The following is a 25,729-nucleotide window of genomic DNA, read 5'->3' on the forward strand; positions in this document are numbered from 1 at the left end:
CTTAGGGTTCTCCCTGTTGGTTGTGGAGAATTTTCGGGAAGGCACTGGCCATTGGCTAGTGTTTTCTTGCGTTTCGGCCCTTCGTGCAGCCTTTTTGTTTCATCAGCCGTTTAGTGGCTTCCGCGTACTTCGCCTCTATGTCCCGATTTCTTTTCTCTGCTGGCGTACTGCTGATAGCTGGCAACACCCTAGCCCAAACTACGCCCGCCACGCCCAGCCGCCCGGCACGCGCTGCACCCGTCGCGCTGCCTGTTACGGGCCATATCACGGATGCCGCTACCGGCGAGGATTTGGCGGGCGCTACCATTGTTTTCCCTGATCTGCGGCAAGCTAGTACCACCGATGCCGAGGGCAGATTTCGCTTTGTTAATCTGCCGAATGGGCGCTTTCTGATGCAGGTACGCTTTCTGGGCTACACCACGGTGGTGCGCACCGTGGATACCAGCACGGGCCAGCCGCTGGAACTAGCTCTTGCACCTGCCGCTACCGAAATCGGGCAGGTGATAGTCACGGGCGTGTCGGCCAGCACCGAAATGCGCCGCTCGCCTATCCCAACCAGTGTGGTAGACCAGACGCGGCTACGTCAGGCAGCGGCCACTAATGCTGTAGATGCCATTGCTCACACGCCTGGTCTCAACCAGATTACCACTGGCGCGGCCATCAGCAAGCCAATTATTCGCGGGTTGGGCGCAAACAGGGTTATCACCCTGAACAATGGGGCCAAGCAGGAAGGCCAGCAATGGGGCGACGAGCATGGCATCGAAATCGATGAGTACAGCATCGACCGGGCCGAAATCATTAAGGGTCCTGGCTCTTTGCTCTATGGCTCCGACGGGCTAGCCGGCGTCATCAATTTCCTGCCTGCCGAGCCGGTGGAAGATGGCCGCATTATCGGCTCGGTGGCCGCCAACTACCAGACCAACAATTATCAGCAGGGCTACTCCGTGATGAACGCCGGCAACCTCAACGGCTTCAACTGGCAGGTGCGCGGCTCGGGCAAAGTAGCAGCCGACTACCGCAACCGCTATGACGGACGCGTATACAACTCGGGTTTCCGGGAGCTGAACGGCAGCGGCTATGTCGGAGTCAACAAGAGCTGGGGCTATACGCACCTCACGTTCAACAGCTTCAACCAGAATCTGGGGCTTATTGAAGGCGAGCGGGATTCTGTATCAGGAAGCTTCGTGAGAACAAACAGCTTTGGAGACGAAGAACTGGTGCGCGGCCGTGGCTTTTCCGGCTACGGCCTCGATGTGCCGCGGCAGCAAATCAACCACCTGCGTCTCGGCCTCGACAACAACTTTGTGCTGGGCCAGCACCGCCTTACGCTGAACGTAGGCTGGCAGCAGAATTTGCGCCGTGAATTCGGCAATCCGCTGGATTCCGACGAAAATTCGTTGTTTTTCCAACTGCGCACCGTCGACTATGCGCTGCGCTGGTTTCTGCCCGAAATAAATGGCTGGCATACCACCGCCGGGGTGAGCGGTATGCAGCAGCAAAACCAGAACAAGGGTGTCGAATTTCTGATTCCGGCCTACCGACTGCTGGATGGGGGCGTGTTTGCCGTCACAAAAAAGAGCTTCGGCAAGCTGGATCTGAGCGGAGGCCTGCGCTACGATATCCGCCACATCAAGGCAGATGCCCTGTCCCTGGATGCCGACGAGCAGCCTGTGCCGGCTGGCTTTGGGGAAGAGAAGTTTGCGGGGTTCCGAAGCACATTTCGCAGCGCAAGCGGCAGCATAGGCGGCACCTATAACATCAGCGAGAAGTGGCTGGTGAAAGCCAATATGGCCCGCGGCTTCCGGGCGCCCAACATTGCTGAGCTCGGCTCGAATGGCGTACACGAAGGCACCACCCGCTACGAACTCGGCGAGCCGGATCTGAAACCGGAAACTAGCTTCCAGCTGGACGGTGGGGTGGCTTTCACGTCGGAGCACGTGGGCCTTACAGTGGATGTGTTCCGCAACCGTATCAGCAACTACATCTTTCCCCGCCGTATTGCCGCCGCCGATGGCTCCGACTCGCTCAGTGCCGACGGGGACCGGGTATTCCGCTACGGCCAGGGCGATGCGCGTCTGGCCGGCGGCGAAATCAGCCTTGACCTCCACCCCCACCCTCTCGATTGGCTGCACTTCGAAAACTCGTTTTCAATGGTGCGCGCCATTGAGTTCGACCAGCCCGAAGGCCAGCAATACCTACCCTTCATTCCCGCCGATCGGCTGCAGTCGGAGCTGCGGGTGAACTTCCGGAAAGTGGGCCGTTCGCGCCTACACAACCTCTACGCTCGGGCTACGCTGGAACACAACTTCGCGCAAAACCGCATCTTCTCCGCTTTCGATACCGAAACCAGCACGCCGGCCTACACGCTGGTAAACGCCGGAGTCGGCACCGACATCGTGAGCCGCTCAGAGAAAACCTTGTTTTCACTGTATCTGGCGGCCAATAATCTGTTTGATGTGGGCTACCAAAACCATTTGAGCCGGCTGAAATACACAGCCGTCAATTATGCTACCGGCCGTGTGGGAGTATTCAACATGGGACGCAGCCTGAGCGTGAAACTGGTGGTGCCGCTCAGCTTCAAGTAGCCGCTAAGCGCAACAGCTTCTGGTAGTATCTCTGGGTATGCTGGCCCATAGTTAACCAGAGCAGCCGGTGCGAGGCCTGTTGAAAATTTGCGTAATCTGCGCCTATCAATCCATGTCCCGCTCTTTATGCCCGCCACGCCCACTATTTCTACTCCCAAAACCACTGGTCTGCTGAGCGCCATTGTTGTGGTAGCAGCCCTCGGGTATTTCGTCGATATCTACGACCTGATTCTGTTCAGTATTGTGCGCGTTGACAGCCTTAACGAGTTGGGCATCATGGCCAAGGAAGCTGTGACCAGCCAGGGCCTCTACCTCATCAATATGCAGATGGGTGGCATGCTGCTGGGTGGCATACTGTGGGGCATTCTGGGCGATAAGAAGGGCCGTCTTTCGGTGCTGTTCGGTTCCATTCTGATTTATTCCCTCGCAAACCTCGCCAACGGCTTTGTGCAGAACATTGAGCAATACGCGTGGCTGCGGCTCATAGCCGGTATCGGGCTGGCCGGTGAACTAGGCGCGGGCATCACCTTAGTCTCAGAAACACTGCCCAAAGAAAAGCGCGGCTACGGCACCATGATAGTAGCTACAGTGGGTGTGAGCGGGGCTATGCTGGCCTATTGGGTGGGCGCCGAATTTGGCTGGCGCAATGCCTATTTTGTGGGTGGCGGCCTCGGCTTGGCTTTGCTAGCGCTGCGCGTGGGAGTGTATGAGTCGGGGATGTTTGAGCAGACCAAGAAAACGGATGTGGAGCGCGGCAACTTTCTGGCCCTGTTTACGAACCGTACCCGCCTCGTCCGCTATGCCAAATGCCTGCTGATTGGAGTGCCGCTGTGGTTTGTGGTAGGCATCCTTATTACACTGGCCCCGGAGTTCGGGGCCGCCCTGGGCATTACCGGCCCCGTTACGGCTGGCCTAGGGGTATTCTGGTGCTACTTCGGGCTGGTGTTCGGCGACTTTGCCAGCGGCACGCTCAGCCAGCTGTTGCGCAGCCGCAACCGGGCGTTGCAGCTGTTTTTGGTGTTCTGCGGCGTGATGGTGGCCGTGTACCTGTTTGCCATACCGGGAGCATCACCCACGGTTTTTTATGTGGCGTGCTTTGTACTGGGCATTTCGGTGGGATTCTGGGCGTTGTTCGTGACGGTAGCGGCCGAGCAGTTTGGCACAAACCTTCGGGCTACGGTGGCTACTACTGCTCCTAACTTTGCCCGGGGCTCTGTGGTGCTGCTCGTGCCGCTATTTCAGGCAATGCGCGGTCCGTTGGGGCTTATTGGGAGTGCTGCCGTACTGGGCGCCGTGTCGCTGCTGATTGCCTTCTGGGCCGTGAGCACACTGCCGGAAAGCTTCGGCAAAGACCTCGACTACGTTGAAGAATAGCCTTAAGCTCAACTTCGCGCATAGGGGCGCGTATTAAGCGCGGATGGCCTTTTAGCCGCCACCTTGTTCTATGAAAAAGTTGCTCGCCCTATTGGCCGTCGCCGCCCTCGCCCTGAGTGGCCGCCACGCGCAAGCCCAAACTCCCGTCGACTCGACGCAGATGCGGCTGCAGATGCAGCAGCAACGTGCCACCGACGCCAAAGCTACCCTGGAGGCTCAGAAGCAACAGAGCGCTGCATCCCGCAGCAGCGTTAATGCCAGCAAAGAGCAGCTCAAAGACCAACAGAACGCTATGCGTGAGCAGCAGCGCCAGATGAAAGAGCAGAAAATGGAACTGAAGCGTCAGCAGGCCTCAGCCAAGGAAGCCAGCCGCCAGGAAAGTGCCGCCAAAAAAGCTATGCGTGATGAAAAGCGTAAAGCCCGCGACGCTAAGAAGGCCAGCAAAGTGTAAAGCCGCAGTGTAAGCCACTACAACTGTCAAAAACTCCAGCCGATGGCTGGAGTTTTTTCATATAGCTCTTCGTATTACTTCATTTCACTCCGCTACCCGATGGCCAACCAACCGACCAAGAACAAACCCATGTTTTATCCCTGGCATCACTTTGTGCTGGTGCCCGCTGCCCTTGTGCTAGCACTCTACAGTATCCGGCGCTACGTGTCGGTATCCGGCGACGACACGGAGGACTCGCGTCTGTGGTTTACGGTGATGCTACTGGCCGTAGTAGGTTTAGGAGTGCTGGTGATGTTGCGCCAGCACTATGCCTTGCAGTTGCAGGACCGGCTTATCCGGCTGGAAGTGCGCCAGCGCTACTTCGAACTGACGGGCCAAAGCCTGCGCCCCCTGGAAGCACAGCTTGAGCTCAGTCAGATTCTGGCGCTCCGCTTCGCGGGTGATGCCGAGCTAGCCGACCTCACGCAGGCTGCTATCCGGGAAAAGCTGTCTTCCAAGGATATTCAAGCTCGTATCCAAGATTTCCAGTTTGACCATCTGCGAGTGTAAGTAGCCGCGTGCGGGCGTCAGCCAGCCCAACGGATTCGGCTTGGATTTCCGAACTTTGTGTAGCTAATATGGCTTTTCAAGCTTCTGTGCCTTCTATTCCGATGAGCACCAACCGCCCCTGTGCGGGCTCGTCTTTTTTCTTCGCTTTATGATTCTGTATAACGTCACGACCAGCCTCGACCCAGAAATTGCCGACCAGTGGGTAGCGTATATGCGCGACACGCACATGCCGGAAGTAATGGCGACCGGCTTCTTCCTGAAAAGCCAGCTCTGTCGCCTACTCAATGAGGAAGATGATGGCATTACCTATGCCGCACAGTACTACTGCGTGAGCTTGGAGCAGTTGGAAGAATATCAGCAGGTGGCGGCACCTGCCCTACGCCACGAAATCGAAAAGCATTTTGGTGGCCGCTACGCCTCTTTCCGTACTATGCTGGAAGTGGTAGGCTAGCTCGCCTTGCCTGTATTTACACGACAACGGCTGCCCTAATAGGGCAGCCGTTGTCGTGTAAATACAGGCAGAGAGTTACGAATGGCTATCGGCGTTTACTACTGCCTCCACGGCAGGGTCGCAAGGGTAAGCCTGCAACTGCTCACTGTTGAGGTTGCCATTGTGCCATTCAGGGTCGAGGTTGGCACCCAGCTTCTTGTAGAAGCCGATGGCAGGCTCATTCCACTCCAACACCTGCCATTTCAGGCGGTGTGCGCCCGTGCGGCGGGCTTCAGCCACCACGGCATCAAAAAGCTTACGCCCCAGGCCTGTGCCGCGTTGGGCTTCAGTCACTACGAGGTCTTCCAGAAACAGCATGCGGCCCTTCCACGTGGAGTAAGCCGTGTAGTAGAGTGCAATACCGATGATGCTCCCAGCTACGTCTTCCGCTACAAAGAAGCCGAAAATAGGATCCGGGCCGAAACCGTCGCGCTGCATATCGGCTAGCGTATTCGTGACTTCGTGCGGTGCCTTCTCGTACTCGGCCAGTTCCTGAATCAGGGCCAGCACCTGGGGCAAATCGGCCTCGCGGCCACGTCGAATAGTCATAAGCAACCAGTTAGAAGGAACAAGTAGTGAGTGCGAAGGTACAACAGTGCCCTATCTGCAATACGCAGCTCCCAAAATGAAAAATGAGCAATGCCTTGCAGGCATTGCTCATTTTCTGATAGCGAATTGCGTTGCAATTACATTACCGGCTGCATCTTTTTGATGTCCTCGGTAGCATTTACTGCGTTGATTTCGCGGTTAGCAGAGTTTTCTGCGGCTGCTTTGCCACCAGTGGTATCAACCGGGGCTGGGTATTCGAGCGGCTTCACAGCCACATCTTCATCCGTTTTGAAATCGGGGTTGCTGCAAGACGTAGCAGACAGCAGCAGCGAGACGGCCAGCAGACCGAACAGGAACGTTTTTTTCATATCTGAAAGCAAAAAGCCAGAGGCAATTACGGGAGTTGCGGCCGCGAAGATACGAAGCCCATCTTACTACTTGTATGGATTCACGCCCATGTTGTAGAAGGCAAACGACCAGATGTCGGCCCACTCGTCAATCTGCAGCTTAGTGCTCTTCCCTGCGCCGTGCCCGGCATTGACGTCTATCCGGATGAGCTGGGGACGCGGGCCGCTATTGGCAGCCTGCAGGGCGGCAGCATACTTGAAGGAATGCGCCGGCACCACCCGGTCATCGTGGTCGGCAGTGGTAATCATGGTGGCGGGGTAAGCAGTGCCGGCCTTCAGGTTGTGTAGCGGCGAGAACCGGTAGAGGTTCTGGAACTGCGCGTAGTTGTCAGAAGTGCCGTATTCGGGCGCCCAGTTCCAGCCAATAGTGAACTTCTGGTAGCGCAGCATATCCATTACACCCACCGCCGGGAAAGCCACACCGCACAAGTCGGGGCGCTGGGTCATGACGGCGCCCACGAGCAGGCCCCCATTAGAACCGCCAGCCATAGCCAGCTTTTCGGTGCTGGTGTAGCCTTGCACTTTCAGATACTCGGCGGCCGCAATGAAGTCGTCGAATACGTTCTGCTTGTTTGGTGTCATGCCGGCTTTGTGCCAAGCCTCGCCATACTCGCCACCACCACGCAGGTTCGGAATAGCCAGTATGCCGCCGTTTTCCAGCCACAGCATGCGTGCCACCGAGAAGCCTGGCGTGAGGGAGATATTGAAGCCACCGTAAGCATAGAGGTACGTCGGGTTCTGGCCGTTGAGCTTCACACCTTTTTTATGGGTGATGAACATCGGAATCTTCGTGCCATCCTTGCTGGCGTAGAACACTTGCGAGGTCAAGTAATCTTCGGGGTTTACATCTACTTTCGGGGCCCGGAATACCGTGCTGGTATTCGAGGCCAAATCGTACTTGTAGATGGTGGTCGGGTACGTGAACGAAGTGAAGGCGTAATACACCGTTTTGGAGTCACGCTTGCCACCGAAACCGGAGGCCGTACCAATGGCCGGCAGCGCCACATCGTGTTTGAACTCGCCCTTCTCCGTATATACTTTGATGAGGCTGCTGGCGTCCTTTAGGTAAGAGGCCACTAAATAGCCCCCCACATGGTCGGCGCCTTCCAGCTTCTCCTGAGTCTGCGGCAGCACCTCTTTCCAGTTGGCTTCCTGCGGCTTCTTCGGGTCGATGAGCACAATGCGGTAGCGGGGAGCCTTGTAGTTGGTCTGGACCAATAACTGCCCACCCACATTGCCGACTACCGAGTTATTGTGCTCGTAGCTGCTTATGATAGTAGTGAAGCTGTTGGCCTGCTTGGGGTCAGTCAGGTCGCGCACCAGCAGCCGGTTGCCGTCGGCTTTGCCATCGGTGAGGTACAGCACCAGAAAACGTTCATCTTCGGTGGTGCCGACCGTGCGGAAACCCAGTGCCATTTTAGGGTCTTCATACACCAGTTTATCGGCGTTCTGGGGCTTGCCAAGTTGATGGTAGTACACTTTGTGGTACTCGTTTTTGCCGGAAAGCTGGTTTTCGCCGGTCTTGGGTGCATCGTAGCGGCTATAGAAGAAGCCATCCTTATACCAGGCCGCGCCTGATACTTTCACCCACTGTAGCTCATCGGACAGCGGTTGGCGGGTTTTCAGGTCCAGCACCTTCATTTTCTGCCAGTCGGAGCCGCCGCCGCTGGTCGCGTACGCCATGTAGCGCCGGTCGTTGGAGAAATACGTTCCTGCTAGCGCGGTAGTGCCATCAGCGGAGAACTTGTTGGGATCGAGCAGAATATCGGGCTGGCCTTCTTGGCCGTCCTGCTGGGTGTAGAGCACTGCCTGGTTTTGCAGGCCGTCGTTTTTGGAGAAGTAGAGCTGATTGCCTTCCTGTTGCGGAATCCCGAATTTCTCGTAGTTCCAGAGCTTGGTAAGGCGTTCCTGAATCTGGCCGTGAAACGGAATCTTTCCTAAGTAATCGAAGGTGACTTTGTTTTCTGCCGCTACCCACGCCTTGGTTTCGGGAGAGTCAAGGTCTTCGAGCCAGCGGTAGGGGTCGGCCACGGAAGTGCCGAAGTAGTCGTCCTTTTGGTCGACCTTCTTGGTATCGGGGTATTTCAAAGGATCCGAATAAGGAACAACAACTGATTTATTGGCCGTGGCCGATGTCGGTGACTGAGTGGAGCGACACGAGGCCAATGCAGCCACCGCTACTATGGGTAATAGGAATTTCTGCATACGTGGAAATAGCGAGAGAAGAGCCGAAGATAGAGCACCAATCCGGCAATCAGTCTTCGGAGCTACTAAACGTGACTTTACTCGCTGAAGCGAAGAAATATCAAATTTTATTATTAAGAATTTGTCTAAATAGATTTCCAGGTGTTCCTTTGTTGCTCTTTAGATAAGTTCTAAACAACAGATAAATGCAACATCTCCGACTACTGGGACTGGCTACTACTCTGCTAGGGTACACCCTAACTGCTCAGGCACAACAAACTACTGCCATCCGGGGCCGGGTTACTACCTCTGATGGCAACCCGGCAGAAGCCGTTACAGTTGGCTTGAAAGGCCGCAGCCAAGGTACCATCACCAACAGCCGGGGAGAATACGTGTTGGAGCGTGTGCCAGAGGGCACCTATACGTTGGTCATTTCGGCCATCGGACTGAAGTCGGCGGAGAAAACCGTGAGCGTGAGCAGCGGCCAGAGCATTACGCAGGATTTCACGCTGGCTGAAAATGCCGAGCAACTCAGAGAGGTAGTTGTTAGCGGCAACCGCACCAATAAGTTTGCCCGCAAGCAGTCGGAATACGTGAGCAAGATGCCGCTCAGCAACCTCGAAAACCCGCAGGTATATGCCACGGTAGGCAAAGAGCTGCTGACCGAGCAGTTGGTCTTCACCGTCGACGACGCGACGCGCAACGCTCCGGGCCTGCAGAAAATGTGGGACGCCACCGGCCGCAGCGGCGACGGCGGCGCCTACTATGCTTCGCGGGGCTTCGTGCTGTCGAGCCAGTTGCGCAACGGCGTGGCCGGCGCCGTAACCAGCGACATCGACGCGGTGAACCTGGAGAAGCTGGAGCTGATTAAGGGGCCGTCGGCCACGCTGTTCGGCTCGGCCCTGACCTCTTACGGCGGCCTGATCAACCGCGTGACCAAGAAGCCCACGGATACTTTCGGCGGCGAAATCAACGTGGCGGGCGGCAGCTACGGCTTCCACCGCGTGAGTGCCGACGTGAACCTGGTGGACCAGAATGCCCCCGCCGACCAGCCCAAGACCCTGGGCTTCCGCCTGAACACGGCCTACACCTACGAGGACAACTTCCAGAACAAGGGCTACGCGGGTTTCAACAAGAACATTGCCGTGGCCCCGAGCCTGCAGTGGCGCCCGAATGACCGGCTGACCGTCAACCTCGACGCCGAAATCTACAAGGCTTCGGGGGTGGGTAAGCAGGTCATCTTCTTCTACTTTCCCTCGGCCCAGCTGGGCGCCGACCGCGCCGACAAGCTGCCGCTCGACTACCGGCAGTCGTACCAGGGCTCGGGGCTGACGCAGGACTCGCGCAGCACCAATCTGTTCGGGCAGGTGCAGTATCGGATTTCGCCGAGCTTCACCTCGACCACGTTCCTGACCAGCAGCCACAGCTTCAGCAACGGCTTTGGGCCGTACTTCTACCTAGTTCCGGGCGCCGACAATACTACCGGCTCCCTCACGCTGGCCCGCGCCGACCAATCGACCCAAAACAGCCGCCGGCAGGTCTTTGAAGCCCAGCAGCTGATCAACGGCGACTTCCAAATCGGCAACCTGCGCAACCGCGTGGTGCTGGGCCTGGACTTCCTGCGCATCGATAACGACCAGGACTTTCTGGGCGGCTACATCGACGCGGTGCCGCTGACGCTGGGCGCCAACGACTACCGCAGCCTCAGCGGCGACGCCGTACGGGCCAACTACGCCACGACGCCCCCGGCGCACTACCTGGTCGTGACTAAGTCGAACACCTACAGCGCCTTTGCCTCGGACGTGCTGAACCTGACCGACCAGCTGAGCGTGCTGGCGGCCCTGCGCCTCGACCACTACGACAACAAGGGCGGCATCTACTACACCGAAAACAAGCCCTACTCACAAACGACTCTGTCACCGAAATTTGGGGTGGTGTTTCAGCCAGTGAAGGACCGCGTGGCGCTGTTTGCCAACTACCAGAACAGCTTCAAGAACCCCACCAACGGGGCGTTCATCAACACCAGCGGCCAGCAGCAGACGGCCAAAGTGGAGCAGGCCAACCAGTGGGAAGGCGGCGTGAAGCTGGACGCAGCCGGTGGCCGCGTTAGCGCCACGCTGAGCTACTACGACGTGCAGGTGAAAGACCTGCTGCGCGCCACGCCGGTAGCACCCAGCAGCCCGACGGCCAACGACGGTATTCCGAACGCCCAGACCCAGAACGGCACGCAAATGAGCCGGGGCGCCGAGCTGAACCTGACGGCCAATCCCCTGGATGGCCTGAACGTGGTGGCCGGCTTTGCCTACAACTTCTCGGAGTGGAAAAACGCCAGCGAGGGGGAAAACGGCCGCCGGCCCAACACAGCTTCCTCGCCGAACCTAGCCAACCTCTGGGTGAGCTACCGGCAGCCTACCGGCACGCTACGCGGCCTGGGTGCGGGCTTCGGCGGCAACTACGCCAGTGACAACCGCATCGTGAACACGACCACCGACGTGTTTACCCTGCCTAGCTACACAGTGCTCAACGCTTCCGTGTTCTTCGACCAGCCCAAGTACCGCCTGTCGGCTAAAGTGGACAACCTGACCGACAAGCAGTACTGGACCGGCTACACCACCATGAACCCCCAGAAGCTGCGCAGCATCATCGGCAGCGTCGCCTATAAGTTCTAGTCTTTACCCTGTCATCCTGAGCAGCGCGAAGGGTCTTATCCTACCTGAACGGTTCTTGTACCAACGACTCGTTCAGACGGAACAAGGTCCTTTGCAAGCTCAGGATGACAGATTGCTTTTTCTCCACCCCATGAGCACATTCAAAAAAACCGTCGGGAAGCTGCACCTGTGGCTGGGGCTGGCCTCGGGGCTAGTGGTGTTTATTGTAAGCCTGACGGGGGCTATTTTCGTGTTTCAGGACGACATCCGGGACCTGACGGAACCGTGGCGCAAGGTGGAAGTGCAACAGTCGGCTTACGTGCTGCCCTCCCGACTGCAGGCCGCCGCCCTGGCCCAGCACCCGGGCGTGGATGCCGCCACAACCTGGGTCACGTATTTCGGGCCGGAGCGCTCAGCCACGGTGTTTTTCATCGATAAGGACGACCTGCCCATTCAGGTGTATCTGAACCCCTACACGGGCCAGGTGCTACACGAGCAAAATCTACGCACGCACTTCTTCACTATCATCCAGGAAATCCACATGCACCTTCTGCTACCCGAAGCGGTGGCGAAATGGGTGGTAGGCATCTCCATTAGCATTTTCGTGGTGATGATGCTGACGGGCTTGGTGCTATGGTGGCCTAAGCGCAAACAGGAACGCAAGCAGCGCTTCACCATCAAGTGGGGAGCACGCTGGCGGCGTATCAATTACGATTTGCACAACGTGCTGGGCTTCTACGCAGCCAGTATCGGGCTGGTGCTGGCGCTGTCGGGCTTGTTTATGCTGTATCCGTGGCTGCTGGAGCCACTTGTGCTGGCGGTGGATGGCGGCAAGCCAGCGCCGCAGGAAATCATGAAAACCAAGCTCGATACGCTGCAACCCGCCACGGCCGCCACCCAGCCCCTGCCCGATATCGTGTACCGCCAGGTGCGCCGTCTGTCGCCCACCCACGAGATGGTTCTGCTGGGTCCCACCGGCACGGGCAAGGCCCCCGCGTTCTGCTGGACCTACCAGAAAGCCCTGCACTACTACCACCGCGACGAGTACGCCTTCCACCCCGTTTCGGGCCAGCTGCTGGAGACGCGCTTCCACGCTACCAAAAGCGCCGGCACCAAGCTCTCCGACATGAACTATGACCTGCACGTAGGCCAGATTCTAGGCTTCGGCGGCAAAACTGTGGCCTTTCTAGTAAGCCTGATATGTGCCAGCCTGCCCGTCACTGGTACTATTGTGTGGTGGGGCCGGCGCAACAAATCCAAAAAGAAAAAGCTGCGGCTGCAAGCGGTGTAATTGAACTTGTTCAGGCAAAAAAGCCCGTCATGCTGAGCTTGCCGAAGCATGACGGGCTTTCAGCTTCTGACTTCTCTCCTACTGCATCCGCCCTACCTTCGGAATCACCTGAATCAGGAAGCGTTTGTTGTCACCTTCGCGGCGGCCCTGGTAGCGGCCGGTGCCGTAGAAGCCGCTGCCCCCAATGATGAGCTCGATGCCCCGGTCCTGGCCGAAATTGAGACCATTCTGCTTCCAGAGGTTGAGCAGGTTGAGGGCTCGGCGGTAGCTGAGCTGGTAGGTGGTCTGCTCCTCACGGGCGTTGCGCGGGTCGCCTTGAGGATAACGCGCAGCCATACCCTCCACGATGACGAGGTAACGCACGGGCTGGTCAGTTTTGATGCTCTTGAGCACCATGCGCAGCGTGCGGCCGGCTTGCAGCAGGGCGGGCTTGTAGCTATCCTGGATTTCGTCGCGGCCGGCTTTGAACTGCACGGGTACCAGCAGCTCGTGTCGCTCGTTGGTGGGGTCGTAGCGGAAGTAGCGGCCCTCCAGCTGCTGCAATGAGCGGCGGATTTTAGTAATCTGCTCCAGCTCGGCGGCCTTGGCTTTCAGCTCGCCGTTGGCCTGCTTCAGCTCCCCTTCCCGGTCCTTGAACAGCTTGAAGCTGTACACGAACAGCACCAGCATCACCACAAACAAGGACGTCATCAGGTCCACGTAGCTGGGCCAGAAGAAGTCGTTGTTTTGGCGGTTGTTGGACGTGGCGTTGTTCATGGATGTCTTGAATCAGGAACTGTCATCCTGAGCGGCACGAGGGACCTTATCACGTTCGGAGTCTTGTTGAACGGTTGCCGTTCTGACGTGATAAGGTCCTTCGCTCCGCTCAGGATGACAAACGAATTTCAGTTACTGCGGCTTCACCCCGCCAAACAGCTTGTCCATAAACCGCTGGAAACGGTTCTTGGACGTGGCTTTTACCAGCACAGTATTCAGGTTGGACAGCTCCAGCAGCAGCTTGGCCTGAATCTGGGAATCCACTTCCACTTTGCGCAGCAGTTCGCGCTGGGTGGCCGTTACGTCGCGGCTGAGGTCGGCTTGCTGCACGTTGAGGTTCTGGAAAGGCTCCAGCTGTTTCAGCAGCTTCTCGAAGACGTTGTCGGCGTTGAGCTTGTCGAAATACTGCTGCCACTTCTCGTAGGCCAGCTGGGCCTGGCGCTCGTTCTGAGCCTGGCGCTGGGTCATGATGTCGGCAAGGCCGACGCCGGCCTGGTCGATGTGCTGCTCGGCGCGGTCCTTGAGGTTGCGCAGCTCCACCTGGTGCTTCTGGAAGAAATCCAGCATCAGCTGCACCGAGTTGTTGTTGCCTCCTATATACTGGCCCAAGTCGTTGATGCCCTTCTCGAAGCCCCGCAGGCGGTCAAGAATGCTGTTCACAGCCTCGGCCGAATGGAAGCCGTTCTGCAGCATCTCGTTGAGGCGCTGCTGGTAGCCGGTGAAGGCACTGAACATTTCGGCCGACTCACGCACCTTCTCAAACACCATGATATTGGCCGCCGCCATTTTGTCGTAGCCAATGGTATCGAGGCGCTCCAGGAAGTCGCTCTGCACCCGGATGTTCTGCGTCACCTTCTCCATGAGCGGGTTGAACAACTCCACCTGGCCCACAAACTGCTGGTTGAAGGCATCGAGTACCGACTTGAGGTTGGTGAGCGAGCTGGCCATATCGGCGTGCAGCACCGGCAGCAAACGGGCCTGCAGGAAGGTATAATACTGATTCTGGAGCCGGTCTAGCTGCTCGCGGGCCTGGCGCAGCACGCCGTTGCCGAGCAGCGTGAGCAGCAAGCCCACGAAGGAACCCGTCATGGCAATAAGCACACCGGTAAGGAAGGGCGTCAGGGCGTTTTCGTCGGATACGCCGTTGCGGGCAATGCCCACGAGGCCCAAAATCACGCCCAGAAACGTGCCCAGCAGCCCCAGATACAAAGGCGTGGCCACGCTGGCCTGCACCGAGTTGTCGAGCACCTGGCTCTGGCGTTCCGATATGTCTTTTAGGATGCCAAAATCGGCCGCCGCGCCCTTGTTGTGGCGCAGGTAGTCGTTGGTATCGAGCAGGATTTCCTGAAACTCGGGCGAGGCGTTTTCGGCCTTGATGAGGTTGGAGGCGAAGGATTCGGGCGGGGCGTCTGCGGCATAGTCTGGCAGGTCGCGGCCATCGGGCAGCACAATCCGGTGCTCCACGCGCAGACTTTCCTTGGGCGGATAGAGCGTTGCCAGCCGCTGGGCATTTGCACGAGTCAGCAGAAACGTGCGAATCTGCAAGCCCACTACCACGGCTACAACAGCGAATTCAAGAATGATTTCAAGCATAGAACTGTAAATAACGCCATTCTCCGTCGGTCATCCTGACGAAGGAAGGACCTTAGCATGCCAAAACGAGTCGTTAGTACGAACCGCTTCAACGCGCTAAGGTCCTTCCTTCGTCAGGATGACCAATTTTGTTCTATTCAAACCGAATAGCTGCCTTTTGCTCAATCTGCCAGTTGCCGGCCACTTTGCGCAGCACTCCGTCTTTCTCGTTCACGATGCGCGAAACCGGTCCGGTTGGCTGCTGATATACGCAGGCTTCCCGCAGCGAGTATTGGGCACTCTGAATAGCATAAGCATGCACTGCAGAGTTTGACGTCACGCGGAACGTAGCGGTTTCCGGCTGCTGCGGGTTCAACCGAATTTCGTAGATGCTGTCGTGTTGGGGCTCATCCGTCAGGTCGTACTCGTTGAAGGCTCCGTTGACAGGGACTTTCACATAGCGCGCATGGTTCATGGGCGTTGGCGTAACGTATGGCTCGGGAGCCGGAAGCTGCACCGGCGGCACCAGATTGTCGAAGTCCTCGTGTAGTGACGCGGCGGGCGGGCCAGCAGGCACTGGCGGCACTACGGGTAGTTCCGTCGGTTGAACAGGGGTCGAATAGACCGTAGCAGCGGCTGGTGCAACAGGCTCGGCTGGAGCAGGTGGCTGCTGAACGGGTGCAGCAACTGGCGCTGGCCGATTGACAGGCGGTGCTGGCGGCGCAGGCTTGCTGCTGGTGGCAGTGGCCGGGCGTGCGGTTGGGCCCGCAGTTGAAGCACTGTTCACTTGGTTTGCACGTAGCTTCTTCATTTCCTCCTCTACACGCTGCTGCACAAGACTTTCTACTTCACGCAACTGTGCGGGAGTCAGACGGTCTGCGGGTTTACTGCCGCCGCCGGTAGTCGGCGCGCTTTGCAACGCCGAAATTTCTTCCCGTCGACGGTCTATTCGGGCACTCATCTCCTTCTGAAAGTCTCCAAGGCTTTTGCGCATCAGCGCGTAGAGCACAAGGCTTAGCAAAGACAGAATAAGTGCCAGCGGCCCAAAAAATTTATTCATCAGGCTCTCCCCTGCCCCAGTGCTGGCCGCAGCCTGAGGAACTGCTACACCCGCTTCCGACAGCCCGGCGTCGCCTGATACTTCCGGCGCTCCTGCATCCAGATTCGTCGTATCTGTTACATCCGGGGTTGCAGACTCTGCGGCAGCTAAGTCGCCGATGGGCGTACCGTTCTGCACGTAGTTACTAAGCGCGGTTTCCAGCGTGGCCAGGCGCTGCATTCGGGCTGGGTTTGCACGGCGAGCCGGGGACGACTTCAACCGGTTAATAATTTCCGTGGTCAGCTTCTGCAGCCTCGATGGGTCGGAACCCAACCCCTGGTACATAGTACCACGGCCTTCCAGCGGCTGATACAAGGCGCTGTACACACGCTGGCTGTCGGGCTTGATGCTGTTCTCAAACGCCTTCAGCGAACTACCACACTGCAGCGAGTTCTTTAGGTTGGGCCGGCCGGTGTCTTCATACACGAATCTGGCTGTAGCACACCAGACCTGCACCTTCTGCTCATCCAGCGTAGGCTTGCCGAGAGGCGTTTGAGCATGGCTGCCCACTGCGAGCAGTAGCAGGCCAGAAAGCAAGGAGGCAGCGCGACGGGAAAGAGTCATAAGGTATTGGGTAGGGAGCAGAAAGAAGCGAAGCTGGTGTTAGCATCCAGTTTCGATCAAGAATGGCTAAACGTACTTAACTATTTTATACCCACAACTCGTTGTCATGCTGAGCTTGTCGAAGCATTTCTACCAGAGCTAATCAAAAAGCTAGCACTGCGGTAGAGATGCTTCGACAAGCTCAGCATGACAACGATTTTTAATTTGATCTATGCCTGCAGCTCGCGGCTTAGGTTGTACAACGCCTGTTTCAGCGGCAGGAAGAACAGGGTTTCCGGCAGGGTTTCGTCGGAGGAAAGCTGGCGCTGGAACTGGTGCAGACCCAGGCTCAGGCTGTCTTCGATTTCGCGGAGCAGGATGTCCTTCACGCGCTGACGGTCTACGTCTACGCCTACTTCGCGCAGATAGGGCGCTACTTCGTCGCCTTCAAGCACGAGGGTGAGGTAGTTGCGCACGTTTTCCAGCACCGTATTTTTCAGCTCGGCATCTACCTGGTTTAGCTTCAGGCGCTGCTGGTTAAGCTCGGTGCCTTCCACGGCGCCGCTGTACTTCACGGGCTTGATGTTGTCGTAGTCCGACGTATTGGTCTTCTCCTCGAACAGCACACCGCCGTTGGTAGTGGCTTCCTTGGGGTTGTCGGCGAGGATAACACGGAAGTTATGCGGTGGCTCGGTACCGGTTACGGCCTGGAAGATGGCTTTCGTAATCTTCTCAATGGCCACCAGAGAGCTGCCCCCGGCCAGCAGGCGCAGGTACAAGCTGCCTTTGCCCGAGAAGCAGAGGTAGCGCGGCGTTTTCAGGCCGAGGTGCTTGGTCAGCTGCGCCGTGTGGTAGATGATGCTGGTGTAGTGCAGGTAGAATAGCACCCGCAGCTGCCGGCCTTTTCCTAGGCCTAGCGCCTGGGTAAAGCGCAGGGCATCATCGTACTTAAACAGCAAGCTCGTTACGTCAGCAGAACCAAAATCGGTGTTGCTGAGGGCGGCACGCAGGTAGCCTTTGTACTCCTGGTTTTGCTCGGAGTCGGGCAGACTTTCCACGTGGCCTACGCCGAGGCGGAGGAGACCATTCTGCTTGGGTGCGCCTTGCACGCGGGCGTAGCCGTCGCCCCACAGGTCGTCGCCGGCGAAGCGGAACGAGGTGCTGTAAGCCGGTTTCTGGTCGGCGAAGAGTAGCAAGTCAGTGGTGCCGCCACCGATGTCGATGTTCACCACGTTTTCGTCGCGGTTGGGCACTACTTGGTTGGTGGCGGTAAGGTAGTAGTAGGGCGCCACCGATTCGGTAAGGCAGATGGTGGGGCGCTTGGCCTTGAACACCTGCTGGAACGACTCATCCCAGACTTGCTGGAACTGGTTGCGCAAGAAGCCATCGAAGCTCAGCGGCGCAAACCATACCACGCGGGTATCTTCCAAAATGCCGCCGTGCAACGCCGCCTTATGACGGAGCAGCAGCAGAATTTCTTTGAAGAAGGCCTCGATGCGCGACACGCCCTGCGGGTCCAGCTCCGCCGACCACTTCAGGTTGGTGATGAAGCGGTTCTGGGGCAGCTCGGCCGTATTTTCGGTGTTGATGCTGAAACCAATGTTGATGTTGCTAAGCACCTTGGCCGGCTCGTTGGCAAACGATGTGGTTTCGCAAACAGCAGTACGAATCGGAAACTCATACACCGAACCGCCTTCGCCTACGAAGCTGGGTACAAACTCCCGGTTTTGCAGCGTCGCAATATTGTCCCAGATCTGACCAGCGCCTGTGCGGTAACGCTGCGCGGCCGATAGGCCGGCATCCCCTACCGGAGCGTGCAGCCATTCTACCTGCACATCGGCCTCGCCGATGGTCAGCGGACGTGGGTGCGCGGTAGGCGAATCGGCGTAGGCAATGTGGGTGTTGGTAGTACCGAAGTCCACCGCGAAGGTAAAGCGGCGCGTGCCACGGTCCAGTTCACGCCAGCGTGGCACGAACAGGCCGCGGGCCGGCTCTGCCCCAATGGTAGCGGGCGGACAAGTCAGCTCGGCGAGGTCAAAATGGGTGCCGGTGACTTCGTAGTACGTGCTGCCGGCGGTGGCCATGCTCTTCTGGGTGCGCTCGTAGCGGGTGGCACGGCGGGCAGCGCCCTGGTCCGTAATCCGCTCCCCGTTCACGAAGAACTGCAGATCGTAACGGCGGCTGAGCATGGTGGGCGCGTTGTCGGCATCTACCAGCATCACCTTGTAGAGGTCGTTGAACTCCGGCTGATAGCGCACCTTGTAGAACGGGAACACGCCCACGCCCACGGCTGCCTTCACAATGCGGCCCTTCTCCAGAATCTCGCGACCCTGAGCATCCTTCGGGTTCTGCGGATTGGTGTAGTAGCTGCGCTCAAACGTGATGAAGCGGCCCGCCTGCACCGGCACCCGCAGCTGCACGCGCACGTGGCTGAGGTCAATAGTGAAGGTGAGCAGCTCGGCCAACTCGTTCTCCGTGAAGTACTCGAAGAAGGCTTGTTTCAGCGGCAGCAGATACGGGAAACGGGCCCGGCCCTGACCATCGGCGCCGTACTGGAACGTGACTTTGCCAGTATGGAAACGTTGGGTGTTCAGTTCGTAGGGAAGTTCCACGAGGGAGTCTTCCAGCAAGTCGCCTACCGTGAGGTAGGGATATTTGAAGCCCTTGCCCGGCAACACCCGGCTTTCCAGCGCCACCTCATCGTAGTAAGGAACCGGCGTGCGGTCGTCCCAGGGCTGACCGTTGAGATAGTTGGCACCGGGCATCGTGAGGTTCGGGCGCAGCACCAATGGGCGCGGCCGGCCCGTCGTCGATTCGCGTGTGGGCTGGATGAACAGGTCAGAGCTGGTCACGGCCGACTGGTCGGCGCGGCCGGGCAGCGGCACGCCTTTCACGCTCACCAGGTTGCCTTGCACATCGGTCAGGGCCGGGTAGCGGGTGGCAAACTGCTGGGCACTCCGGTCGCCCTGCATCTGGAGCTGGTTGATTTTCGAGCGGTCAAGGCCAGCGTACACGCTGCCGGCAAACTCCCGGCGCTGCAGCTGCGGATAGGCCAGGAACAGCTCGTACACAAACTCGCGGAACTGCGGGTCGCGGTCTTCGAGCAGCACGGTTTGCTTGTCGAAGTAGTGGCCGCGGGCCTGCGGGCGCTCCAAGTCCAGTGGCGTAACTGCCGGACCGGTGAACAGAATGGTCAGCGGCGAGGTGCCACCTAGCAGGCGCGTGCCGCCCGCCAGCTCCGGCGACTCATAGTACACCAAGTACATGTCGGAGAAGTCGCGGAACCGCTCGTCCTGCATGTACAGCTGCAGTGTTTCGCCCAGCAGGCGCGTGCCCTCGTCCTGCCGCATCCGGCGGATTTCGGCCTCCGAGTTCCAGCGGCGCAGCGTGATTTTGCGGCCGGCCTGGGTGTAGAGGTGATAGTTGTAGAGCAGCTCCAGCAAATCCCAGAAGTGCGTCGTCAGCTCGTGGTACACCGAGCCGGGGTTACGCTGCCCTTCGCGGGCCAGGAAGTCGAAAGCCGTTTCAAACAGGTGCATCCGCGCAAACGGCGTCGGGATGCTCACGGCCAAGTTGCGGGATTTGCCGCCGGCCGGATCTGTTACGGTATTGATTTCGGTGCTCGTTACCGGCGCCGTTTTCTGCCAGCCTTGAACCTGCTGGGAGCCATTGTTATGTAAGCGAAGGACTTTGGCCATGTGCTGCTGAAATCTATTCTGAAAGCTGGTTTCCCTCCTCAGATGAGCAGGGGTTAGGGGTGGTTGACTGGCCTAGGCCGTCATGCTGAGCTTGCCGAAGCATCTCTCCCGCTTCGTTGGGTAATCAAGTTATTCCATCTGTCCACCATGGAAGCGTAGAACGAGGCGGCAGCTGTTGTCTCATAATTCTCATCAAGCGCGTCAGCTTCTTTATCCAAAAGGAGAGAAATGACTAAGTCAATTTCTCCATCCGTCAGAGTGACTTGATAAAAGCCGGTCCAGCGGTCCAGGTTGTTGTGTAAACTAGGCTTGCTGACACTTCCATTCTCAATGATTTTGGTGATGTGTTGCGCTAATTCCTGCTGTCCAGCTTTCTCCAAAAGATTACGAGTCGTGTTAAGCGTTTCAAAATCAAGCACATTGTCTTGCTCTTTCAGACGCTTATACTCGTTTGCACTCATAATAGAAGGCGAAAATAAACGGGCTGTATTGAGCGGTAGAGATGCTTCGGCTTCGCTCAGCAGGACGGTCTTTCGATTGTCATACTGGCCTAGCGGAGCAACTAAACAACATCAGCAACGGGTTCAACCACCCCAGTTGCGCTTTTGAACAACGTCCCCTCCTCAGCTGAGGAGGGGAGTTTTCGTTCCGGTCTTATGACTATACCACCTTCACCTTCTCCTCAAACGCCTTATCCGTCACATCATAGAACAGCTCCAGCATCTTGCGGAAGTTGTCGGGCTCTTGGATGGACTTCTCGGTTTTGTTGAGGTTGTCGAGGAGGTAGTTGTGGCTGAGGCCTTTGTTGAAGAAGTCGTTCCACTTCTTTTCGACTGGCTTGCCGAGAATCATGGCGTTGAAGTCGTCGGTCTGCAGATCGAAGGGACGGAAGGAACGACGGTTCTGGGCCAGCTCCTGCAGCCACTGATCTACGCCGGAGTCGGGGCTGTGGAGGAAGGTGTTCAGCTCCCGGAAGATGGGCTCGTTGCGCATGGCGTAGTCCAGCTTCAGGTTGTCGGCGTAGGGCGCTTTGTCGGTGGGCAGGTGCTGCTTGTGGTAGCGCGTGAAGTACAGGAACTGCGTGAGCTGCTTGGCAATAATCTCGCGCGACTCATCGGGCAGGTGGCTGAACTGGATTTCTGGGGCATCTGCCTGTAGGCCATACTCGTGGAAGTGTGGGCCGCCGGTGCGTAGCTCGGCCGGCGAGTAGCGCATGAAGTCCACGATGCTTAGGGCCGCCAGCAGCTCAATTACGTGGGCCTTATTCTTCTGCTGGGTGCCGCCGGGCTGGTTTTCGTAGGGCGTGTCGGGCGTGTCGGCGAGGTAGTACAGCGCATCGAGGCCCTGGAGGTTGTGCTCGTAGTAGCTGAGCGCCGCCTTGGTTTTAGTGAGGAAGTTGTTGGAGTCGATAACGGCGTTGTCTTCGCTCTGGAGGGCGAAGTAGGGCATTACCGTCACGGCGCCGGTGGGCGCGTCGCGCAGGTAGCGGGCGTTGCTGAGGCGCGTATTGGTGTCCTTCAAGTTCTTGAGCATGAGCGGGAAACCCGCCGCACCTGTGCCACCGAAGATACTCGACACGAAGAATACCCGGTCGCCATCCTGGAAGTTATCCGCGAAAAACCGCATTTCAGGGCTTTCCACCAGCTTGTTCAGCACAATGCTGCCCACGTTCGGAGAGCCGCGGAAACCAATGGTCAGGGGGCTTTCCAAGTTGTCCTGGGTGAACAGCAAATCCACCAAGCCTTTCGAGTCAACAGAGAGGCCATCGTAGCTCAGGTATTGCCGGAAGCTCTGGTTGATGCCGCCGAAGTCGAAGATGAAGGTATCCTTCACCGAGCCATTCACGTCCTGCGAAATACCGCTCAGGGTGCTGATATCAGTCTTAAAGAAACCTTCTTCGCGGGGGCCGAGGCGCTTATAAATCTGCTGGTAGCTCTGCAGCAACTGCACCGTACGGTTCATGTCGCCGTTATGGGCGTCGGGGTCGATGATGATTGGTACTACCCGGTCGCAGTTGGGCAGCTCTACGCCCGCGGCCAGCAGCATGGTGAGCGAGCGAATGACGCGGGAGCCCGTGCCGCCAATGCCGAATAAAAACAGTTTAGCCATGAGTTGGAAGGAAGACTGAGAGCTTGGAACGGAGAGCTAGCTGAGGTGACTTCCTCGCAGTAGAACGATTCTCTGTTCTACGCTCTCTGTTCTCGAAATCTAAAACGGTGTGGTACTCGCGTTGGTCGAGCCTTTGCGCAGAATCAGGGAGAAGAGGAAGAACCACAGCAGCCCCAAAATGGCGTTCCAGGTAGCAAGCCAGTAGATGTAGCTATGGTCTGTTACCTGCTGGGCGCTGGTCTGCCATACGGTTACCAAGAAAGCAACCAGGCCATTCAGGACTAGGAAAATAGCCCAGTGCCGACCTTTGTTGAACGTGGCTACACCCATAGCCCGGTTGATCAGGTAGTAAAACACGACTACCATTGCCAGTGAAATACCCAGATTGAGCAAGCCAATGTTGGGGAATATCACGTCGCGGTAAACGGGCGTATCAGCGGGCGGTTGTGGAGCACCGATGAGTTCGTAGATGGAGCGGAAGAGTGCTTTCATGGAGAAGGATGGCGCCAGTTTGTAACCGGCGAAGCATGGAACGAAGAGAGTAGAACGAAATTGTTGGGCGCAGCATAAGGTTATGTCTGCTGCTTTGCCACGCTAATGAACGACTATCGTGCCAATGAAGCCAGAGTAGCCGTCCGGGTATACGAAGAGCCGAAGCATTGCGCTACACTATTCGCCCGGCTGCAATGTAAGCGGCAGCTCAAATATGGGGCGCTTGTCGCCGTCCACTTGTGGCTCCAATCCGTCAAGCAAACTGCTTAGAGCGAAGGTTTTGGAGGCGGGCGTGGCGTCGTTTTTCGTGGTCCACTGGGCTACCCAGGCCGGGCGCTGGTCCTGGAGCTTCAGCACCAGCGGACGAGCTGCTTTGGGCTGCTTCGTCAGGCGGATTTTAGCAAAATGGGTGAATTTACTTTCCGGGCCGCTGCTGGCTTTGGTCTGGTCGGTGGCAGCCGTTACGTCGAGTAGCTTGGCATCCGTGTCTACGCCCTGCAGCATCAGGTTCTGCTTGAGATACGCTACTTCTCGGTACTGGCTGGGAAGCTGGCCGAGGTTCATGCCGACCACAAATTCTATGGGCTGCTGAGCCGAGGCATCCGAAACAGCTACTACTCGGTAAGCATCAGCGTTGCGCTTGCTGGCCCCGGCGTCGCCGTAGTACCAGCTGCCTTTGTTTTGGAACTTGCTGAGTAATGAGTAGCCGGGGCGCGGATACGTGACGCCGAAATGCGCCTGCTTAGAAGGTTGCTGCTCCAGCAACGCGGCATCGAAGCGGCGTACGGCATCAGCGGGGCCAATTACCCAGATATAATACGGTATTTCGGTGTCGCAGCAGTTGGTTTTTTTGCCGGCTGCTACCAGCGCCGGGTAATAGGTTCCTCGGAAGTCGGAGGTGTACCCGTACACCGATACGGCTCTGTCCGGGCGGCTGCCGCTACGGGTCAGAGCGTCGGTAATATCGGTTTTGATGTAGGGAATTGCGCCGGCGTTTTTTGGCGAATAGATGAAGTCAGAAATCAGCACGCTTACGGTGCCCGGCTGGTAATACTGGCTCATCAGCGTGTCCAGCACCGACGGGATATCTGTGCTTTTAGCCGGCTGCTGAATACCACTTCGCACTGTTGCGGAAATACCCTGGTACGTGTCTTTGTAGGGCTTCTCCTTGATGCGGTAAAACGTTTTTTGCCGGGCCGACGAGGTGCGGTTTATTTCTGACAGCAACTGTGCTACGTGCTGCTGAAACTTGGTGTTTTCGCCGCTAGCGCCTGTTTTGGGCATGAAGCCCTCCATAGAGCCCGACACTTCCAGAAACACGTTTACGGCCTGCAACGGCTGTGCCGCTGTGCCGCTTACTACGTCAGAAGCTTCTTCAGCTGGTCCTGCTACCGGCACTTCTTCAGGTGGCGCAGTTGCAGACGATTCGGTTGTTGATTTGCTGGTAGCCGTGGCTCCTTCCTCCGATTTCATATCGGAACGGGAGTAGCAGCCAGGCAGAAGCAACAGGGTCAGGCCCAAAGCGGGCAGTAGGCGGGGAAAGGCGGAGAGGTAGCGCATCGGGCTAAAGTAACGACAATATGCCCCGGCCGGATACATGTTGTGGCGGAGAAGTTGTAGCCAACTGATTCCCTGAGGTGTACCCAATAACGAAACGAGCCTTCTGAGGCGGCACGAATCGTTGTTACGAAACTCATGCTAGCTTCAGAAGGCCCGATGCACGTTTATTCCTTCGTCGGACTACTTGGGGTTAGCTGTAGTCTATTTCGGTGTTGTCGCCGATATTCAGGCTGTGGCGGGTGCCGCGGAACAGCGCGTCGGAACCCACGATGCAGTCGTGCATGACGGCGGAGCGCAACTCACTGTAGGAACCGATGATAGAATCAGTCAGGATGGTATTCTTAACGATAGTTCGGTCTCCGATAGCCACATTTGGGCCGATGATGGAGCCTGAAATCTGGCAGTCCTTGCCGATGCTGACCGGCGGGATGATGATAGTATCCGGAAACTCGGGAAACTCGCGGCGCTTCAGGAACTCGGGGCGGTTGAGCAGGCGGGCATTGGCTTCGAGCAAACTCTCTTTGCGGCCGCAGTCAAACCAGTTGTCTACCGAGGCCGTGGTCATTTCGGCCCCGTCCTGAATCATGAGCATGAGGGCATCGGTCAGCTGGAACTCGCCGTGGGTGCGCTGGTCCTGGTCGATGATGCGCTCCAGGGCGGAAGCCAGCCAGTCGGGGTTGGCAATCTTGTACAGGCCCACCATGGCGTAGTTCGACTTCGGGATGCGCGGCTTCTCCACGACTTTCGTCACCCGACCACCGGTACCGGTTTCCACTAGCCCAAAGAGGGAAGGCGTTTTTACTTCCTTTATAGCCAGCACGTTGCCCGGCATGGCCATCATAGCCGGCAGGTCAATATCGACGATAGTATCGCCGAGCAGAATCAGGATACCCTCCTTATCGTAGCGGAACTGCTCACGGGCCAGCCACAGCGCATGCGCAATACCTTCGCGCGGCTCCTGCACTACAAAAGTGGCGCGCAGCTCCGGGTACTGACGCCGGATGTAGTTTTCAATTTTTTCGCCGAGGTAGCCAATGATGAAGACAAACTCATTGACACCAGCTGCACTGAGCCGGTCGATGATGTGGCCTAGAATGGTGTTGCCGGCCACGGGCACCAACGATTTAGGCTGCGTATGTGTATGAGGGCGCAGGCGCGACCCAATCCCAGCGACGGGAATTACTGCTTTCATGAACAACAGGCGTTGCGTAAGTCCGCAAAATAGCGAATCGCGGCGGGAGCCGCTGCCGATACAACCGCTGTGGGCCGAATTCGTACTTTGCCACAGTAAAATAGCATATGGCTGAGTTGGCCAGTCTGCCGTATTACGTGCGGCGGCCATGCTGCTACTCACTTACCTCACCTTTCCCAA

The 25,729-nt window shown here is 57.7% G+C and carries 19 protein-coding genes; 7 read left to right on the top strand and 12 right to left on the bottom strand.

Annotated features, from left to right (window positions below):
* Positions 1-137 precede the first annotated feature (137 nt).
* The 5 genes from H4317_RS17830 (at position 138) to H4317_RS17850 (ending at position 5,410) form a co-directional block, all read left to right on the top strand.
* Positions 138-2,585 (top strand): TonB-dependent receptor, encoded by a 2,448-nt coding sequence (locus H4317_RS17830; RefSeq protein WP_185887896.1) that lies wholly within the window; start codon positions 138-140, stop codon positions 2,583-2,585.
* Positions 2,586-2,711: 126 nt separating this feature from the next.
* Positions 2,712-3,959: an MFS transporter gene (locus H4317_RS17835; protein ID WP_185887897.1), complete on the top strand. Its 1,248-nt coding sequence runs from the start codon at positions 2,712-2,714 to the stop codon at positions 3,957-3,959.
* Between the two features lie 70 nt (positions 3,960-4,029).
* The gene (locus tag H4317_RS17840) at positions 4,030-4,410 is read left to right on the top strand and encodes a hypothetical protein (RefSeq protein WP_185887898.1); all 381 of its coding nucleotides are present in this window, start codon (positions 4,030-4,032) and stop codon (positions 4,408-4,410) included.
* A gap of 42 nt (positions 4,411-4,452) precedes the next feature.
* Entirely contained in the window at positions 4,453-4,959 is a 507-nt protein-coding gene (locus H4317_RS17845) for a DUF6526 family protein (RefSeq protein WP_185887899.1), read from the top strand.
* A 148-nt stretch (positions 4,960-5,107) separates the two neighbouring features.
* Positions 5,108-5,410: a DUF4286 family protein gene (locus H4317_RS17850; protein ID WP_185887900.1), complete on the top strand. Its 303-nt coding sequence runs from the start codon at positions 5,108-5,110 to the stop codon at positions 5,408-5,410.
* A 75-nt stretch (positions 5,411-5,485) separates the two neighbouring features.
* On the opposite strand, the gene H4317_RS17855 is transcribed toward H4317_RS17850, so the two are convergent.
* The 3 genes from H4317_RS17855 to H4317_RS17865 form a co-directional block, all read right to left on the bottom strand.
* The gene (locus H4317_RS17855; RefSeq protein WP_185887901.1) at positions 5,486-5,998 is read right to left on the bottom strand and encodes a GNAT family N-acetyltransferase; all 513 of its coding nucleotides are present in this window, start codon (positions 5,996-5,998) and stop codon (positions 5,486-5,488) included.
* Between the two features lie 137 nt (positions 5,999-6,135).
* Positions 6,136-6,366 (bottom strand): hypothetical protein, encoded by a 231-nt coding sequence (locus H4317_RS17860; protein WP_185887902.1) that lies wholly within the window; start codon positions 6,364-6,366, stop codon positions 6,136-6,138.
* A gap of 66 nt (positions 6,367-6,432) precedes the next feature.
* Positions 6,433-8,610, bottom strand: coding sequence for a prolyl oligopeptidase family serine peptidase (locus tag H4317_RS17865; RefSeq protein WP_185887903.1), 2,178 nt, complete (start codon positions 8,608-8,610; stop codon positions 6,433-6,435).
* A gap of 185 nt (positions 8,611-8,795) precedes the next feature.
* On the opposite strand from H4317_RS17865, the gene H4317_RS17870 reads away from it, so the two are divergent.
* Together H4317_RS17870 and H4317_RS17875 are read left to right on the top strand one after the other, a co-directional pair.
* Positions 8,796-11,258 carry a TonB-dependent receptor gene (locus tag H4317_RS17870; RefSeq protein WP_185887904.1) on the top strand — a complete coding sequence of 821 codons (2,463 nt, stop codon included), beginning with the start codon at positions 8,796-8,798 and terminating at the stop codon, positions 11,256-11,258.
* A 130-nt stretch (positions 11,259-11,388) separates the two neighbouring features.
* Positions 11,389-12,528 (top strand): PepSY-associated TM helix domain-containing protein, encoded by a 1,140-nt coding sequence (locus H4317_RS17875; RefSeq protein WP_185887905.1) that lies wholly within the window; start codon positions 11,389-11,391, stop codon positions 12,526-12,528.
* 78 nt (positions 12,529-12,606) lie between these two features.
* Here the strand turns inward: H4317_RS17875 and H4317_RS17880 are convergent, their stop codons facing one another.
* From H4317_RS17880 to H4317_RS17920, 9 genes are all read right to left on the bottom strand, one after another.
* Positions 12,607-13,284 carry a hypothetical protein gene (locus tag H4317_RS17880; protein ID WP_185887906.1) on the bottom strand — a complete coding sequence of 226 codons (678 nt, stop codon included), beginning with the start codon at positions 13,282-13,284 and terminating at the stop codon, positions 12,607-12,609.
* Positions 13,285-13,416: 132 nt separating this feature from the next.
* A complete protein-coding gene (locus H4317_RS17885) occupies positions 13,417-14,877 on the bottom strand; it encodes a hypothetical protein (protein ID WP_185887907.1) in 1,461 nt (486 codons plus the stop codon).
* A gap of 133 nt (positions 14,878-15,010) precedes the next feature.
* The gene (locus tag H4317_RS17890) at positions 15,011-16,519 is read right to left on the bottom strand and encodes a hypothetical protein (RefSeq protein WP_185887908.1); all 1,509 of its coding nucleotides are present in this window, start codon (positions 16,517-16,519) and stop codon (positions 15,011-15,013) included.
* Between the two features lie 209 nt (positions 16,520-16,728).
* Positions 16,729-20,196, bottom strand: a complete 3,468-nt coding sequence (locus tag H4317_RS17895) for an acetate and sugar kinases/Hsc70/actin family protein (RefSeq protein ID WP_185887909.1) — start codon at positions 20,194-20,196, stop codon at positions 16,729-16,731.
* 80 nt (positions 20,197-20,276) lie between these two features.
* Positions 20,277-20,657, bottom strand: coding sequence for a hypothetical protein (locus H4317_RS17900; RefSeq protein WP_185887910.1), 381 nt, complete (start codon positions 20,655-20,657; stop codon positions 20,277-20,279).
* A 199-nt stretch (positions 20,658-20,856) separates the two neighbouring features.
* Positions 20,857-22,305, bottom strand: a complete 1,449-nt coding sequence (locus tag H4317_RS17905) for a hypothetical protein (protein WP_185887911.1) — start codon at positions 22,303-22,305, stop codon at positions 20,857-20,859.
* A 99-nt stretch (positions 22,306-22,404) separates the two neighbouring features.
* The gene (locus H4317_RS17910) at positions 22,405-22,797 is read right to left on the bottom strand and encodes a hypothetical protein (protein WP_185887912.1); all 393 of its coding nucleotides are present in this window, start codon (positions 22,795-22,797) and stop codon (positions 22,405-22,407) included.
* A gap of 177 nt (positions 22,798-22,974) precedes the next feature.
* Positions 22,975-24,357: a hypothetical protein gene (locus H4317_RS17915; protein WP_185887913.1), complete on the bottom strand. Its 1,383-nt coding sequence runs from the start codon at positions 24,355-24,357 to the stop codon at positions 22,975-22,977.
* A 190-nt stretch (positions 24,358-24,547) separates the two neighbouring features.
* Positions 24,548-25,549 carry a sugar phosphate nucleotidyltransferase gene (locus H4317_RS17920; protein ID WP_185887914.1) on the bottom strand — a complete coding sequence of 334 codons (1,002 nt, stop codon included), beginning with the start codon at positions 25,547-25,549 and terminating at the stop codon, positions 24,548-24,550.
* Positions 25,550-25,729 lie beyond the last annotated feature (180 nt).

The organism is Hymenobacter sediminicola, from assembly GCF_014250515.1.
Lineage (GTDB): Bacteria > Bacteroidota > Bacteroidia > Cytophagales > Hymenobacteraceae > Hymenobacter > Hymenobacter sediminicola.

Bases quoted from the DNA above. Each gene is read 5' to 3' on its own strand.
- H4317_RS17830 (WP_185887896.1), top strand. From the start codon at position 138: ATGTCCCGATTTCTTTTCTCTGCTGGCGTACTGCTGATAGCTGGCAAC.
- H4317_RS17835 (WP_185887897.1), top strand. From the start codon at position 2,712: ATGCCCGCCACGCCCACTATTTCTACTCCCAAAACCACTGGTCTGCTG.
- H4317_RS17840 (WP_185887898.1), top strand. From the start codon at position 4,030: ATGAAAAAGTTGCTCGCCCTATTGGCCGTCGCCGCCCTCGCCCTGAGT.
- H4317_RS17845 (WP_185887899.1), top strand. From the start codon at position 4,453: ATGGCTGGAGTTTTTTCATATAGCTCTTCGTATTACTTCATTTCACTC.
- H4317_RS17850 (WP_185887900.1), top strand. From the start codon at position 5,108: ATGATTCTGTATAACGTCACGACCAGCCTCGACCCAGAAATTGCCGAC.
- H4317_RS17855 (WP_185887901.1), bottom strand. From the start codon at position 5,998: ATGACTATTCGACGTGGCCGCGAGGCCGATTTGCCCCAGGTGCTGGCC.
- H4317_RS17860 (WP_185887902.1), bottom strand. From the start codon at position 6,366: ATGAAAAAAACGTTCCTGTTCGGTCTGCTGGCCGTCTCGCTGCTGCTG.
- H4317_RS17865 (WP_185887903.1), bottom strand. From the start codon at position 8,610: ATGCAGAAATTCCTATTACCCATAGTAGCGGTGGCTGCATTGGCCTCG.
- H4317_RS17870 (WP_185887904.1), top strand. From the start codon at position 8,796: ATGCAACATCTCCGACTACTGGGACTGGCTACTACTCTGCTAGGGTAC.
- H4317_RS17875 (WP_185887905.1), top strand. From the start codon at position 11,389: ATGAGCACATTCAAAAAAACCGTCGGGAAGCTGCACCTGTGGCTGGGG.
- H4317_RS17880 (WP_185887906.1), bottom strand. From the start codon at position 13,284: ATGAACAACGCCACGTCCAACAACCGCCAAAACAACGACTTCTTCTGG.
- H4317_RS17885 (WP_185887907.1), bottom strand. From the start codon at position 14,877: ATGCTTGAAATCATTCTTGAATTCGCTGTTGTAGCCGTGGTAGTGGGC.
- H4317_RS17890 (WP_185887908.1), bottom strand. From the start codon at position 16,519: ATGACTCTTTCCCGTCGCGCTGCCTCCTTGCTTTCTGGCCTGCTACTG.
- H4317_RS17895 (WP_185887909.1), bottom strand. From the start codon at position 20,196: ATGGCCAAAGTCCTTCGCTTACATAACAATGGCTCCCAGCAGGTTCAA.
- H4317_RS17900 (WP_185887910.1), bottom strand. From the start codon at position 20,657: ATGAGTGCAAACGAGTATAAGCGTCTGAAAGAGCAAGACAATGTGCTT.
- H4317_RS17905 (WP_185887911.1), bottom strand. From the start codon at position 22,305: ATGGCTAAACTGTTTTTATTCGGCATTGGCGGCACGGGCTCCCGCGTC.
- H4317_RS17910 (WP_185887912.1), bottom strand. From the start codon at position 22,797: ATGAAAGCACTCTTCCGCTCCATCTACGAACTCATCGGTGCTCCACAA.
- H4317_RS17915 (WP_185887913.1), bottom strand. From the start codon at position 24,357: ATGCGCTACCTCTCCGCCTTTCCCCGCCTACTGCCCGCTTTGGGCCTG.
- H4317_RS17920 (WP_185887914.1), bottom strand. From the start codon at position 25,549: ATGAAAGCAGTAATTCCCGTCGCTGGGATTGGGTCGCGCCTGCGCCCT.